The 15,408-nt window shown below is 37.5% G+C and carries 16 protein-coding genes; 13 read left to right on the top strand and 3 right to left on the bottom strand.

Features of this window, described 5'->3' with window-relative positions; genetic code table 11:
* Positions 1–123: 123 nt before the first annotated feature.
* The 9 genes from LB467_RS16385 (at position 124) to LB467_RS16345 (ending at position 6,376) form a co-directional block, all read left to right on the top strand.
* Positions 124–660 (top strand): DUF4870 domain-containing protein, encoded by a 537-nt coding sequence (locus LB467_RS16385; protein WP_224475131.1) that lies wholly within the window; start codon positions 124–126, stop codon positions 658–660.
* Positions 657–1,001, top strand: a complete 345-nt coding sequence (locus LB467_RS16380; RefSeq protein WP_075327210.1) for a PadR family transcriptional regulator — start codon at positions 657–659, stop codon at positions 999–1,001. Before LB467_RS16385 ends, LB467_RS16380 begins: the two co-directional genes overlap by 4 nt.
* Positions 994–2,730 carry a PspC domain-containing protein gene (locus LB467_RS16375; protein WP_224475130.1) on the top strand — a complete coding sequence of 579 codons (1,737 nt, stop codon included), beginning with the start codon at positions 994–996 and terminating at the stop codon, positions 2,728–2,730. The genes LB467_RS16380 and LB467_RS16375 overlap by 8 nt, the downstream gene beginning before the upstream one ends.
* Positions 2,727–2,870, top strand: coding sequence for a hypothetical protein (locus LB467_RS16370; protein WP_224475129.1), 144 nt, complete (start codon positions 2,727–2,729; stop codon positions 2,868–2,870). Before LB467_RS16375 ends, LB467_RS16370 begins: the two co-directional genes overlap by 4 nt.
* A gap of 64 nt (positions 2,871–2,934) precedes the next feature.
* Positions 2,935–3,753: a GIN domain-containing protein gene (locus LB467_RS16365; RefSeq protein ID WP_224475128.1), complete on the top strand. Its 819-nt coding sequence runs from the start codon at positions 2,935–2,937 to the stop codon at positions 3,751–3,753.
* A 42-nt stretch (positions 3,754–3,795) separates the two neighbouring features.
* Positions 3,796–4,029, top strand: a complete 234-nt coding sequence (locus LB467_RS16360; protein WP_224475127.1) for a hypothetical protein — start codon at positions 3,796–3,798, stop codon at positions 4,027–4,029.
* Between the two features lie 111 nt (positions 4,030–4,140).
* Positions 4,141–4,758 carry an alpha/beta hydrolase gene (locus LB467_RS16355; RefSeq protein ID WP_224475126.1) on the top strand — a complete coding sequence of 206 codons (618 nt, stop codon included), beginning with the start codon at positions 4,141–4,143 and terminating at the stop codon, positions 4,756–4,758.
* Between the two features lie 14 nt (positions 4,759–4,772).
* Complete coding sequence (locus LB467_RS16350; RefSeq protein WP_224475125.1) at positions 4,773–5,627, top strand: pirin family protein; 855 nt, start codon at positions 4,773–4,775, stop codon at positions 5,625–5,627.
* Positions 5,628–5,740: 113 nt separating this feature from the next.
* A complete protein-coding gene (locus LB467_RS16345) occupies positions 5,741–6,376 on the top strand; it encodes an MOSC domain-containing protein (protein WP_224475124.1) in 636 nt (211 codons plus the stop codon).
* A 245-nt stretch (positions 6,377–6,621) separates the two neighbouring features.
* On the opposite strand, the gene rpsA is transcribed toward LB467_RS16345, so the two are convergent.
* From rpsA to lon, 3 genes are all read right to left on the bottom strand, one after another.
* The gene (rpsA, locus tag LB467_RS16340) at positions 6,622–8,472 is read right to left on the bottom strand and encodes a 30S ribosomal protein S1 (RefSeq protein ID WP_224475123.1); all 1,851 of its coding nucleotides are present in this window, start codon (positions 8,470–8,472) and stop codon (positions 6,622–6,624) included.
* A gap of 178 nt (positions 8,473–8,650) precedes the next feature.
* A complete protein-coding gene (cmk, locus tag LB467_RS16335) occupies positions 8,651–9,343 on the bottom strand; it encodes a (d)CMP kinase (RefSeq protein ID WP_224475122.1) in 693 nt (230 codons plus the stop codon).
* Between the two features lie 228 nt (positions 9,344–9,571).
* Positions 9,572–12,022: an endopeptidase La gene (lon, locus tag LB467_RS16330; protein WP_224475121.1), complete on the bottom strand. Its 2,451-nt coding sequence runs from the start codon at positions 12,020–12,022 to the stop codon at positions 9,572–9,574.
* A gap of 215 nt (positions 12,023–12,237) precedes the next feature.
* On the opposite strand from lon, the gene LB467_RS16325 reads away from it, so the two are divergent.
* The 4 genes from LB467_RS16325 to LB467_RS16310 all read left to right on the top strand — a co-directional run bounded on the left by LB467_RS16325 (position 12,238) and on the right by LB467_RS16310 (position 15,222).
* Entirely contained in the window at positions 12,238–12,801 is a 564-nt protein-coding gene (locus LB467_RS16325) for an RNA polymerase sigma factor (protein WP_224475120.1), read from the top strand.
* On the top strand, positions 12,788–13,354 hold the full coding sequence (locus LB467_RS16320; protein WP_224475119.1) for a DUF4179 domain-containing protein: 567 nt from the start codon (positions 12,788–12,790) through the stop codon (positions 13,352–13,354). Before LB467_RS16325 ends, LB467_RS16320 begins: the two co-directional genes overlap by 14 nt.
* Positions 13,338–14,423: a hypothetical protein gene (locus LB467_RS16315; RefSeq protein ID WP_224475118.1), complete on the top strand. Its 1,086-nt coding sequence runs from the start codon at positions 13,338–13,340 to the stop codon at positions 14,421–14,423. The genes LB467_RS16320 and LB467_RS16315 overlap by 17 nt, the downstream gene beginning before the upstream one ends.
* A 64-nt stretch (positions 14,424–14,487) precedes the next feature.
* Positions 14,488–15,222, top strand: coding sequence for a head GIN domain-containing protein (locus LB467_RS16310; RefSeq protein ID WP_224475117.1), 735 nt, complete (start codon positions 14,488–14,490; stop codon positions 15,220–15,222).
* Positions 15,223–15,408 lie beyond the last annotated feature (186 nt).

The raw sequence follows: 15,408 nt of genomic DNA, 5'->3' as shown, positions 1-15,408 counted from the left end.
AAGTTATTCAAATTAATCAATATGTCTTCAGAAATAATTTCACAAAAATATGTTAAATTTTAGTACTATGCTTTGCAAAATACCTTCTTTTAACCATATATTTGTATTATAAATTATTAGGTTATGAACTCAAAGATAGCAAAAGAAGAAAAAACACTGGCCACAATCCTGCATTTATCGGTCTTTAGCAAGTTTATTATTCCGTTTGGGAATTTTATATTTCCGCTAATATTATGGCTTACTAAGAAAGAAAAGCCATTTATAGACGAACACGGCAGGAAGGCGATAAATTTTCAAATTAGTCTTTTTCTCTATACCATTTTAGTACTGGCAGTTGGGATTTCAATTATCCTTTTCCAGGCAATACGGCTGGGTGGTGATGTTCCCTTTGCAATTGGGCCCGAGCATTTTCATATAGAAGAAATGGGACAGGCAATTTCTATAGTGATCACCATTAGTGTATTCGCCATTTTACTTTCTGCGCTCTTTATTTTAGAAATCTATGCTGTAATAAGCGCGAGTATTAAGGCCAGTAATGGAGAAAATTACTCTTTTCCCCTAAGCATCAATTTTATAGGAAAAGATTCAGATAATCATCATAATAACCATCAACAATCAAAAAATGAACAGTTTAACAACCCTCAAAACCAAACGCTATGAAGATAGAAAACACCAAGGCTCAAATGCGTAAAGGTGTACTGGAGTACTGCATTCTTTCAGTTTTAAAAGACGAAGATGCGTATGTAGCCGAAATCCTGGACACCCTTAAAGACGCGAAATTACTGGTGGTTGAAGGCACGATTTACCCCCTATTAACCAGGTTAAAGAATGCAGGATTACTCAGTTATCGCTGGGAAGAATCCAGCAGTGGACCACCGCGAAAGTATTATGGGCTTACCGATACCGGGAAACTCTTTCTCAAGGAGCTTACCGGCACCTGGGACGAACTCCAAACCGCTGTAAATGTTGTAACCAATCAAAAAAACAAGAATCATGAATAAGACAGTAAATATAAATCTTGCCGGTATATTCTTTCATATAGACGAAGACGCATATGCCAAACTACAGCATTATCTGGATGCTATAAAACGCTCTTTTACCAACACTCAGGGAAAAGATGAAATCATAGCTGATATTGAAGCACGTATTGCTGAATTGTTTAATGAGAAGAAAAAAGACGACCGCCAGGTTATCGGCATTAAAGAAGTAGAAGAAGTAATCGCCATAATGGGGCAACCCGAAGATTATATGGTAGATGAAGAGATCTTTGAAGATGAACCGGTGTACACAAAAACCACCAGATCTTCAGGAAAACAATTGTTTAGGGATACCGAACATTCTTATGTCGGCGGTGTTTCTTCTGGACTGGGACATTATTTAGGTATAGATTTTATCTGGGTACGCTTACTTTGGATCTTACTCACCATCTTCTCAAGTGGCGCTTTTATCCTAATCTATATTGCACTTTGGATCTTTGTTCCTGAAGCCAAAACCACAGCCGATAAACTGGCGATGCGCGGTGAGGAGGTGACCATAAGCAATATCGAAAAAAAGATTCGGGAGGGTTTTGATAATGTTACCGGAAAGGTGAAAGATGTAGATTACCAGAAATATGGCAACCAGGCAAAAACCGGAGCTACCTCTGCAGCCACTGCCATAGGTGATGTTATAGCTTTTATTTTAAAGGTATTTGTTAAACTAATTGGAATCCTCCTAATATTGATAGCAGGTGCGGCATTAATCAGTCTTTTTATAGGCTTGTTTACCGTTGGAACCTTCGGACTTATAGATGCACCCTGGAGCAGTTATGTGGAAATGGCTGTTAGTGGAGCTCCACTTTGGTTGCTCTGGTTGCTAAGTTTTTTACTTGTGGGCATCCCGTTTTTCTTCCTTTTCATCTTAGGATTAAAAATTTTGGTAGGTCGCTTAAAGTCTATTGGTACCCCGGCAAAACTGGTTCTATTAGGATTATGGCTTCTGGCACTAATCGGTGCTGCGGTAATAGGAATACAACAAGCGACCCATCGAGCTTTTGATGGTGAACAGTTAACTACAGACACCCTGCCAATTGCCGCCAATGATACTCTTTACTTGAGAATGCAGTCAAATCAAAATTATTCATCAAATATTTACAGAAGTACAGATTTTAAAATTAAATATGATGATAATGATGAAAAAGTAATGTACAGCTCAGATGTTCGCCTAATTGTAAAGCCTACCAAAGACTCCCTGGCCAAACTGGAAGTAGTAAAGTCGGCGGAAGGTAAAGATTACAAAGAAGCAAAAGAACGCGCGCAGAATATTGATTACAACACTAGTTTCAGTGGAAACGAACTATTATTGAACAGTTTCTTCACTTCAGCTACAAAATATAAATACAGAGATCAAAAAGTGAAAGTTACACTGTTTTTACCAGAAGGTACTATCCTTTTTGCCGATGAAAACACCAATACTTTCCACAGAAATACTGATAGATGGGGTGATATTTTAAATTACGGAGATGAAGAAAAATTTTTAACAATCACTGAAGATGCAGCGATTTGTGAAGATTGCCCGGCTGAAGAATGGGACACCCAAAGTGAAGATGAATGGAATGAAGACGATGATTTTAATGCAAGAATTAATTCCGGGGATGAAGAAGTAAATATTCAGATTAACCGGCGAGGGGTTACGATAGATAAAAAATCTGTTGGCAATGGAAAAGCGAATAATGAAAATGAGGAGTTATGATACAGTTAATCCTGCAATTACTACTGGTAGTCTTCAATTTAGGAGAGCCGGTGGTAGAAAACGAAAAGATGGTTAAAGATTATATTGAATGTCATCAAATCTTAATCAAAAAATGTCCGGTAGCTTTCTACCAATGCTAAGCAAGCCTTAAAGCCTCCAATACGGGGGCTTTTTAGTATATTTGTTTTAAAACACTTATTATTTATGAAAAAGATATTACTCTTAATAAGCATTTGTATGGCTTTTAGCTGTGGTGCCAATAAAGTAAAAGGAAGCCGAAATGTAACTACCGAAAAAACTCGTTTAACAGATTTTCATAGTATAGACATAGCAGGAGATTTTGAGGTGACACTCAAAAAAGGAAGCACCGGTATGATGGAAGTTGAAGCCGATGATAATCTACATCGCATAATTAGAGGAGAAGTGGTAGATCAGGTTTTATATTTGAAGCCGACTAAAAAAATTGGTAAAAGTAAGTCTCAGGAAATCATCCTCACCTTTCCTGAAAACCTTCTGAATATTAGCGTTTCTGGAAATACTGAATTGGAAGCAAACGAAGAGCTATACTCTGAAGAACTTAAAATTACTACTGCAGATGACGCGGAGGTTTACCTTACCGTTACCGCTACTAAATTTGATCTCTTTAACGAAGGGAAATCTGAAGTAGAATTAAACCTAACGGCAGATGATGCGTATTTTCAACTAAATGGGTCAAGTGAAATCAAAGCCCTGGTAAACGCGCCAAAGTTTAAAGTAGACATTTATGAAAAAGCAAGCGCCAGAATTGAAGGAGAAGTAGACGATCTACAATTACGCTCAGAACATTCTACCAAATTTGACGGTAGGAGGTTAACTGTAAAAACTGCAGTAGTTGTAGCCGAAGGTAAATCTAAAAATGAACTTGAAGTTTTAGAAACGCTTACGCTTACTGCTAAACACCGAAGCAAAATGGAACTTTACGGAAACCCTAAAGTAGATTTAGTTGAATTTTCAGAAAAAGCAGTTCTTGCTAAAAAAGATTAAGTTTTTTAGCTACATTTAATTACTAACATAAAACTAAAAATTATGAAAATTGCATTAAAATCAATTCTATTGATACTGGCATTAAGCCTAAGTTTTGTATCGTGCAGGGAGGAAGAGGAGAAGTCGGAGATTGAACAATTGGCCGAAGAAGAAGATGCAAAGATTAAAGTTAAAGAAGGCAAGGTAAAAGTGAAAACCGATGATAAAAAGATCAAGATAAAAGAAGATGATGGAGAAGTGAAGAAAAAAGTGAAAATTGATAACGATGATAACTAGTTCAATTTCGAATATCTAGTTTAACTGAATCAAATCTAAAAATTGTTTTAAAAGTCCCGTTTTTCGGGACTTTTTTATTGGTATTTAGTATCTTAATTTAAAATTATAAAAATGCATAAAAAAGAGATATATACCGCCGGAAAAGAACTTCGGGAAGCCGAAAAAGTTTTGGTTTTAATACACGGCCGTGGTGGCAGCGCCAAGGAGTTTCTTTCCTTAGCCAGTAAATTAAACACCCCAGAATTCGCGATTTTAGCACCACAGGCCACAGATTTCACCTGGTACCCGAATTCATTCCTGGCTCCGCCTGCACAAAATGAACCAGAATTTTCATCAGCTTTGGAAGTTTTAGAGGAATTACTGGAAGAAATTAAAGAAACGGGCATAGCTTCAGAAAATATTTATCTTGCAGGATTTTCCCAGGGCGCGTGCCTAACCCTGGAATTCGTAACTCGCCACGCCCAAAGGTTTGGTGGTGTCGTAGCGTTTACTGGTGGTCTAATTGGCGATAAAATTTATACCGAAAATTATTCGGGTGATTTTAATGGTACGCCAATCTTTATTGGCACCGGCGATCCCGATCCCCACGTACCGGTAGAGCGGGTAGAGAATTCTGCTGAAATTTTGCGGGAAATGAATGCCAATGTAGAAGTGAAAATCTATAAAAACAGGCCGCATACAATCTCAGAAGATGAGCTGAAACTCGCCAATCAATTTGTTTTTAATTAAAACCTGAAACTTTAATGAGAAGTATTAAAAAAATACACACAGCGGTGAGCTCCCCTATCGCCGATCTTATAACCTATCGTGCGTTGCCCACAAATTCTGTAGATCATATAGATCCGTTTTTATTTTTAAACCATCACGGCTACCAGGAATATCCCGAAAACAATAACGGATTGCCCTTTGGCCCACATCCCCACCGCGGATTTGAGACCGTTACATTTATTCTGAAAGGCGATCTAACCCACAAAGACAGTGGCGGATTCGAAAGTGTGATCAAAGCCGGCGGTGTGCAGTGGATGACTGCCGGAAAAGGCCTTATTCACGCCGAAATTTCTTCAGAAGAATTCAAGAAAAAAGGTGGGGAACTGGAAATTCTTCAGCTTTGGGTAAATCTTCCGGCAAAGCATAAAATGACTGAGCCTAACTATAAAGGAATTCAAAAAGAAGATATTCCGCAGTTAACTTTAAATGACGGGAAAGTTAAATTAGCAGCAGTTTCCGGAAATTGGGAAGAAAAAAGCGGTGCTTTTGAACCTTTAAACGATATTCAAATAGCTACTGTAGAATTTGCCAATGGCGGTAAATATTCCTTAGATATTCCTTCAGAAAAAAATATTTTCTTTTATGTGGTAAAAGGCAAAGTAAAGGTGAACGGTGAAGAAGCTAAAATGCATAATCTGGTTGAATTCACTAATGATGGAGAAAAACTGGAAATTGAAGCTCAGGAAGAAAGTATTGTATTACTTGGGCATGCCGCACCATTTAATGAGCCTATTGTAGCCCAGGGACCCTTTGTAATGAATAGTCAGGAAGAAATCCAGCAGGCGTTTCAGGATTATCAAAATGGCATATTTGGAAATTGGAATGGATGATTTTTAAATCTCGACACAACCAATTGAGGATTTCATCGTCTACCAGATATACTCAATAATAAACTTAAAATACCTTTGCCCGATAATACCATTAAAAATAAACTTTTAATTACGTGAAAATAATTTCAACCAATATTGGAAAACCAACTAAAATAATTTGGAATGCAAAAGAAGTACTCACAGGTATTTATAAAGAACCTACTGATGAACCTATTTATTTAGCGAAAAATAATGTGATTAATGATGAAATATCAGATCGTAAAAATCACGGTGGTTTTTACAAAGCCTGCTACATATTTTCTTCAGAACAGTACCCGTATTGGAAAAATCTATATCCTAAACTGGACTGGACCTGGGGAATGTTTGGAGAAAATCTGACCGTATCAAATTTTGATGAAAGGAAAGTTTTTTTAGGGGATGTTTATAAAGTAGGTGATGCCGTAGTGCAAGTTTCGGATTATAGAGAACCTTGTTATAAACTCGGTTATAAATTTGGAGATCAAAAGATCCTGAAACAATTTATTGAAAAGGGTTTTGCAGGAACCTATTTAAGTGTTCTAGAGGAAGGATTTGTAGCTAATAATGATCAATTCTCCTTAATAGAGCGTCCTGATAAGAATTTAAGTGTGGCCGAACTTTTCCATTTGGTTTATGCAAAAGAAAAGAACCGGGACTTCCTGGAAATTGCAGCAAATAATAAAGCCCTGGATCCTAAGAAAAGAACATTGTTAGGGCAATATTTAAAGTAATAAGCTTGTCTTCAAATAGCTTATGGCAAAAAATCAGGCTGGTTAGGCTTTGATAAAGGTCTGAAAAAACAGACTTAATTAAAGCCGTAGAAACCGATTTCTTTTTTTAGTACGCCTCCCATATCTTTTTCTGGTAGCAACCCCGGAACGATCACAACACCAATAAAAAAACCTCCTTAGCACAAACTAAGGAGGTTTCTATTTATGATTAAATATTAGGGATCCCCGTCTTCACAGGAATAAAACTATTTCCCTTCCATTTTATCTTTTAAAGCTTGAAGATCGGCATTAACATCCCCAATAGTGGTTTTGTCATTGCTTTGCGTAGCTGCTTTCTTAGCGGCTTGCTTAACAATTTGCTGCTCTTCTTCTTTGTGAATAGCCATATGTGAAGCTACCACTCTTTTGAATTCTTTATTGAATTCAATAATCTGGAACTCTGCAGATTCACCTTTAGTTAATTTGTTACCGTCTTCTTTTTCAAGATGTCTGGTTGGAACAAATGCAGTGATATCTTCGTTAAAGTCTATAGTAGCACCTTTGTCTACGATCTCTGCGATCTCTGCGGTGTGTTTAGTACCAACAGCGAACTCAGTTTCGTATTTATCCCAAGGGTTATCTTCAACCTGCTTGTGACCAAGGCTTAACTTACGACCATCAACGTCTAATTCAAGAACTACAACCTCAAGCTCATCACCTACATTAGTAAATTCTGATGGGTGCTTGATTTTCTTAGTCCAGGATAGATCAGAGATATAGATAAGTCCGTCAATTCCTTCTTCCAATTCTACGAATACACCAAAATTGGTGAAGTTACGTACAATCCCTTTGTGTTTAGAACCAACAGGATATTTAGTAGTAATATCTGTCCATGGGTCTGGAGTTAATTGCTTAATTCCAAGAGACATTTTACGGTCTTCACGATCTAAAGTTAAGATTTGAGCTTCAACCTCATCTCCAACATTTACGAAATCCTGAGCTGAACGCAAGTGCGTGCTCCAAGACATTTCAGAAACGTGAATAAGACCTTCAACACCTTCGGCAACTTCAATAAATGCACCGTAATCTGCGATTACAACTACTTTACCTTTTACTTTGTCTCCAACCTTAAGGTTTTCGTCAAGAGCTTCCCATGGGTGTTTGCTTAATTGCTTAAGACCTAATTGAATTCTCGTTTTAGCTTCATCAAAGTCTAGAATTACCACGTTTAGTTTTTGATCAAGTTCAACGATTTCATTCGGATGGTTGATACGAGACCAGCTAAGGTCGGTAATGTGAACAAGTCCGTCAACTCCTCCAAGATCAACAAATACTCCGTAAGAAGTGATGTTTTTAACAGTACCTTCAAGTACCTGACCTTTTTCAAGCTGACCGATAATTTCTTTCTTCTGTTCCTCAATATCGGCTTCAATAAGCGCTTTGTGAGAAACCACAACGTTTTTGAATTCGTGGTTGATTTTCACCACTTTAAATTCCATTGTTTTTCCTACGTAAGCATCGTAATCACGGATAGGCTTCACGTCTATTTGAGAACCTGGCAAGAATGCCTCAATTCCAAATACATCTACGATCATACCACCTTTAGTTCTGCATTTCACAAAACCGTTTACGATAAGACTTTCATCGTGAGCTTTGTTCACACGATCCCAGGCCTGAATTACACGAGCCTTACGGTGAGAAAGGATTAATTGTCCTGTTGAATCTTCACGAACATCAATCAATACCTCAACCTCGTCTCCAACTTTAAGATCTGGATTGTAACGAAATTCGTTAAGGGAAATAACGCCTTCACTTTTTGCGTTAATGTCTATAATTGCATCACGATCGGTAATATTAATTACTTTTCCTGTTACAACTTCGTCATTTAAAGTGTCTACGAAATTTTCTGCAACCAGTTTCTCAAATTCTTCTAACTTCTGATCATCAATTGGGTCAATACCCTCTTCATAATTGTGCCAGTTAAATTCTTCAAGAAATTTCTCAGGGTTTTCCTGTTGCTCAGTAGGAGCAGGTTGCGATGAAGTAGCCATTCCGGCCACCGGTTGAACGTCTAGATTTTCGTCCTGAACGTCCGGGTTTTTGTTGTCTTCAGCCATTGCTGATAAAAAATTTGTATCCTGTATTCTTCGGAAAAATTAAGCAAATAAAACACAGAAGATGTTTATGGTTTGATTTTCAATCCCTTTTGAATTTCCGATTCTTTGCCAAAAAGGGCTGCAAAAATACAACTTATTTTTATATTCTCAAACCCTAAATAGTTTAAAAACAGGGTAATTATTCTTCGATTTTATCTTTGGCCAGTTTCAGTACTTTTTCAAATTGTTCTTCCAGATTCATTTCTGAATTATCAATTTCTACAGCATCGTCCGCCTTGATTAATGGTGAGTCTTCCCGGGTAGTATCCAGGTAATCGCGTTCTTTTACATTGGCCAGAACATCTTCATATTTAATATCGTCGCCGCGTTCTTTCAATTCATTAAACCTGCGCTCAGCCCTTTTTTCAGTAGAAGCGGTCATAAATATTTTAAGGTCGGCATCAGGGAAAACCACGGTTCCAATATCGCGGCCATCCATAACTACCGCTTTATTTTTCCCTATTTCCTGCTGAATTTTAACTAACATTTCTCTTACCTGGGAAACAGCGGCTACTTTACTCACCTGTTGTGAAACTTCCATTAACCTGATTTCCTTTTCTACATTTTCACCATTTAAATGTACTTCCCCATAACCTACCTCTTTATTAAAAACAAAGCTGATATTTATAAACGGTAATTGTCTTAAAATGGCTTCTTCATCAAAATTGGTATCGGTAACAATCATTTTACGCATCAGGTATAAAGTCACCGCACGATACATAGCGCCGGTATCTACATACACGTAACCAAGTTCGGCTGCAAGTTGTTTGGCAACAGTACTTTTTCCGGTTGATGAATATCCGTCTATAGCAATAGTTATTTTTTTACTCATAATTTAATTTCTGTATGGATAGTAAAATTAGACAAAGCTTAAATGTTTTGAAACTTTGGCTTCAGAATTAAAAAAGCTGTCTAAAAATCTCTGAGAACGTCATTTCTGAACCTGCCCGTCCGTTCAGGGTGGGCATTTCAGATTCTAACAAATTTGTAAACTATATCATGTTAGAACCTGAAACCAGTTCAGGTTGACGACAAAAGATTTTTTTAGACAGCTTCGCTCTTAAAGCGTTTTTGCGTTCTTTACCTTTTCTTTGGTAATCGCAAGATCTATAACTTCGTGCATTTCATTTACATAATGAAAAGTAAGTCCTTTTAGATAATCATCTTTAATCTCTTTTATATCACGTTCATTCTCTTTACAAAGAATAATCTCTTTAATGCGGGCACGTTTCGCGGCAAGAATTTTTTCTTTAATCCCTCCTACCGGAAGCACTTTTCCCCTAAGGGTGATTTCTCCCGTCATTGCGATACTCTTCTTCACTTTTCGCTGTGTAAACAGGGAAACTAAAGAAGTAAGCATCGTTATTCCGGCACTTGGGCCATCTTTTGGGGTAGCACCTTCTGGCACGTGAATATGTACATTGTATTTTTCAAATATAGTTGGATCTAAACCTAGTTCTTCGGCATTAGACTTCATATATTCCATCGCAATGGTAGCCGATTCTTTCATCACTTTTCCAAGGTTCCCGGTAATATTCAGATTACCTTTTCCTTTAGAAAGAATAGATTCAATAAAGAGAATATCACCTCCAACTTGCGTCCAGGCCAGGCCTGTTACAACACCGGCAACTTCATTATTCTCATATTTATCACGCTCCAACCTTGGACTACCAAGAACTTCTATAACATCTTCATTGGTCACTTTTACATTATACTCCTCTTCCATCGCGATATTCTTGGCGGCGTGACGAACCATTTTGGCGATTTGTTTTTCTAAACCACGAACACCTGATTCCCGGGTATAACCCTCCACAATCTTCTCTAATTGTGGCTTAGCAATTTTTATATGCTCTTTGGTTAATCCGTGCTCTTTTAATTGCTTCGGAAGTAAATGCTGCTTGGCGATTTCTACCTTCTCCTCTATGGTGTACCCGGTAACGTTTATAATTTCCATACGGTCTCTAAGTGCCGGTTGAATGGTACTTAAAGTATTCGCCGTAGCCACAAACATTACCTTTGAAAGGTCAAAGCCCATTTCCAGGAAGTTATCGTGGAACTCGCTATTCTGTTCGGGATCCAACACTTCTAGTAATGCTGAAGAAGGATCGCCGGCATGTCCCATACTTAATTTATCAATTTCATCTAATACAAAAACCGGATTACTGGTTCCCGCTTTTTTAAGCGACTGGATAATCCTACCCGGCATCGCACCAATATAGGTTTTTCTGTGCCCGCGTATTTCAGCTTCGTCACGCAAACCACCAAGGGAAACTCTCACATATTCTCTACCTAAGGCCTCGGCCATAGATTTACCAAGCGAAGTTTTACCAACCCCGGGAGGTCCGTAAAGACAAAGTATTGGCGACTTCATATCATTACGCAGTTTCAGAACCGCTAGATATTCTATAATTCGGCGTTTCACATCATCTAAACCATAGTGGTCTCGGTCAAGTATTTTTTTCGCCCTTTTTAAATCGAATTTATCCTTACTGAATTCATTCCACGGAAGGTCCAGAAACAAATCCAGGTAATTTCGCTGAATTGAATACTCAGCTACCTGTGGATTCATTCGCTGCATTTTGGAGATTTCCTTATTAAAATGCTTTTGTACTTTTTCGCCCCATTGCTTCTTCTTGGCGCGTATTTTCATTTCTTCAATTTCATCTTCGTGTGAAACACCGCCCAGTTCTTCCTGGATGGTTTTCATTTGCTGATGAAGAAAATATTCACGCTGTTGCTGGCTCATATCACTTTGCACCTTGCTCTGAATATCGTTTTTAAGTTCCAGTTTCTGAAACTCCATATTCATATGCCGCAAAGTAGCCAGGGCACGATCTTTAAGATCGTTAGTTTCCAGTAATTTTTGCTTGTCTTCTACCGCAAGGTTCATATTAGAAGACACAAAATTGATAAGAAATGAAGAGCTTTCTATATTCTTAATAGCGAAAGAAGCTTCACTGGGGATATTTGGACTTCCCTTTATTATTTGAAGCGCAAGTTCCTTGATTGAATCTATTATCGCAGGAAATTCTTTATTGTCAATCTCCGGTCTCGCTTCAGGAACTTCTTTGATGCTCGCCGTTAGGTAAGGTTCTTCCTTTACAATTTCGTCAATTTCAAAACGCTTTTTCCCCTGGATAATTACCGTGGTATTTCCATCGGGCATTTTTAAAACCCTAAGAATACGGGCAACTACACCAGTACTATAAATATCCTTTGCAGAAGGATTTTCTACTTCCTCATCCTTTTGAGCAACAACCCCGATTATTTTTGAATCGTTGTTAGCTTCATTTATCAATTTAATGGAAGTATCCCTTCCGGCGGTAATTGGAATTACTACCCCGGGAAATAATACGGTATTTCTTAGTGGTAATATCGGTAAGGTTTCGGGCAATTCTTCCCTGTTTATTTCTTCTTCATCCTCTGGCGTCATTAAGGGAATTAAATCTGCATCCTGATCTATATCTTGCAATGACAAACTGTCAAAACTCGTTAATTTAGTTTTAGCCATAATTTATTTTAAGTCAAACTGTCACAAACAGTCTTTGGTTCTTAATCTTTTCTTTTTCTGTAAAGCCTTATGCTCAGTAAACTAAGCTGCTTTTCGTGCAATTTCTACTAGAAGTAGTCAATTCCTATGCCACCATCTTTTCTAGATTTATTTTCTAAAAAGTGTAACAAATTAAAATCAAAGCTATCTTTAGTATAGAAACAAGATAGTTTTAATTGACACCAACCATCACACATATTAATGATCTTGTTGCGCGATGCCGAAAAAACGATCAGCGTGCACAAATGGAAATATACGAACGCTATTATAAGGCGATGTATAACACTTCCCTGCGTATTGTTAATGATACAGCTGAAGCTGAAGACATTATGCAGGAAGCATTTTTAAAAGCTTTTGCAAAAATAGATAGTTTTCAGGGCACTTCCACCTTTGGTGCCTGGTTAAAAAGAATCGTGGTAAACCTAAGCATAAACTCCTTTAATAAAAAAGTAAAATTAAATGAAGTAGCCTACAATGACGAATTGAAGAATGAAATAGATGAAAGTGAAGGAATTATCCTGGAAGAAGATTCTAAAAACGAAAAAGTAAACAAAGTTCTAAAAACGCTCAATTCGCTTAAAGAAAATTACCGCGTTGCTTTAACGCTGCACTTAATAGAAGGTTACGATTATGAAGAGATTAGCGATATCCTTAATTTGAGTTACGCTAATTCCCGCACAATGATCTCAAGAGCTAAAGAAAGTTTAAGAAAAAAATTGCTGAAAGATGAAAACCGATAAAATAGACGAGCTTTTTAAAGAGCTGGACTTTGATAATAAAGAACCGGCTTCAGGTCACCAAACAAGATTTCTGGAAAAACTGGAGGAACAGAACCACCAACCCAATAATTTGGGTAACAGTACTCATAAAAGAAGCTTCTGGGCTCCAATGCTTTCGATTGCGGCAATCCTTGCGATAGCTTTTATACTTTTTGCCGGATTTTTTAATCAGAATTCCTACGGAAACTCCAGCGAATTGGCAAGTGTTTCCCCTGAAATGAAAGAAACCCAGCAGTTCTATACACAGCTTATTAAAACAGAGCTGGCAGCACTTAAAGCTGAAGATGCCCCGGGAACTGAAGCCATAGTAAAAGATGCTTTAACGCAATTAGAAAAACTGGAAACAGAATATGAAAAACTAAAAAAAGATCTACAAAACAGTGGTCAGGATAAAAGGGTTATCTACGCGATGATCTCCAATTTTCAGCAACGAATAGATCTATTAAACGAAGTGCTTGTTCAAATAGAAAATATTAAAACCCTAAAAAACCAAAGCGATGAAAACTATATTTAAAATATTCATGATCACCCTGCTAGCCCCTGCCCTAAGCTATTGCCACGGTGACCTCAACGGTAGACACACCAAAGAAAAGAAAATCACAAAATCTTACAATGTGAGCGCTACAGATATGCTCACAATAGATAACAGCTACGGAAATGTAGATATTTCTACCTGGGATCAAAATAAGGTAGTGATAGAAGTGAATATAAAAACCAATGGCGACGATGAGGAAAAAGTGCAACAGAAACTGGATGAAATTCGTATAGAATTCAACCAGTCTTCTTCCGGGGTGAGTGCAAAAACCCATTTCACAAGGGAAGACAAATCCTGGTGGAGCTCGCTTTTTAATAGTTCAAGCAATGTAAATATGCAAATTAATTATGTGATTCGGGCTCCCGAAAAACATAGCGTGGATATTGAAAACGATTACGGCGGAATTTACATAGACCGGCTCCTGGGAAATGCAAAAATAAGCTGCGATTATGGCAAAATCGATATCGGTGAACTACGCGGAAACTCTAACCAGCTCAATTTTGATTACACCCGAAACAGCCATATCGGCTACGTAAAGAATGCTGAAATAAATGCTGATTATAGCGGCTATGAAATTGAAGAGGCAGAGAAGCTGTATATAAATGCCGATTATACCAATTCCAGGATCAAGAAAGTAGCCCAGGTAGATTTTAACTGCGATTATGGCAGCATAAATATAGAGAAAGGGAAAAGAATTGTGGGTAACGGTGATTACCTGAGCACTAAAATAGGCCGTGTTTTTGAATCCTTAGACCTAAACCTCGATTATGGTTCATTAACTATTGAAAAGATTCTAAAAGGAGTTTCTAAAGTAGAAATAAACACCGATTATGCCGGAATAAAACTGGGCTACGATAGGGAACACCCGTTTAATTTCATCGTAAAATCTTCTTATGGTAATGCAAAAGGCCTGGAAGATATGCAAATTAGAAAACGTAATGAGCAAAATACCAGCAAATCATTTGAAGGCTATCACCTGGAAGAAAATTCTGGCAATACCATTTTAATCAATACCAGTTATGGAAGCGTGACTTTTACTAAACAATAACCTGGCTTCAACAATTATACAACGCATCCTTTTAACGAATTTATCAATCATTAAACTTAAAATCATGAAAAAACTAACTTTAATTTTAGCAGTACTATTTATCACTTCGGCACCAGTACAGGCACAATGGTGGGGCAGTAACGAAACCATAAAAGGTAATGGCGAAATGACTTCAGAAAAAAGGAACACCGGCGATTATGATGAAATTTCACTGGTAGGCTCTATGGATGTGGAACTGGTTTCTGGGACAGAAGGTAATTTAACCGTAGAAGCTGAAAGCAACCTACAAGAATATATTACTACAGAAGTAAGTGGCGGCACTTTAAAAATTTCAGTAGAGAAAGGTTATAATTTGAGGCCGTCCAGAAATAAAGGTATTAAAGTAACAGTGCCTTTTAAAGATTTAGAAGGAGTTCAGGTAACCGGCTCAGGTGATCTTTGGAATTCAGATCCTATTAAAGCGAAGAAGTTCAGCACTAAACTTACCGGCTCGGGCGATATTAAATTAGATCTGGAAGTTGAAAATTTGGAAGGTGCTGTAACAGGCTCTGGGGATATTGAATTAGCAGGAAAAGCACGGGATTTTGATTGTAAAGTAACCGGCTCCGGCGATTTTAAAGCTTATGACTTAAAAGCAGAAAATGTTGAAGCAACCGTAATGGGTTCAGGGGATATCCAAATTTCTGTAAATAAAAGCCTGAAAGCTAAAGTAATGGGTTCTGGAGATATTAAATATAAAGGTAATCCGGAAAATCAGGATTTCAAAACCTCGGGATCAGGTTCGATTTCCAGTAATTAAAACCTTCCGAAGAAATAAAAATGAAAAAGAAAAATTGTTAAACCCTGTCTTTCGAGGAAGGCACTGAAAAACTATCTCCTTTGAGGTAATTTTATGAAGGCGATCAAGCAAAAATATATTTTTTGACTTGGTCGCTTTTTTTATTGGTGATTTTTAAGGTGTAGATATTTTTATTATTCTATGCTT

The sequence above is a fragment of the Salegentibacter tibetensis genome (assembly GCF_020164485.1).
Lineage (GTDB): Bacteria > Bacteroidota > Bacteroidia > Flavobacteriales > Flavobacteriaceae > Salegentibacter > Salegentibacter tibetensis.
This window is presented reverse-complemented; position numbering and strand designations above follow the sequence as displayed.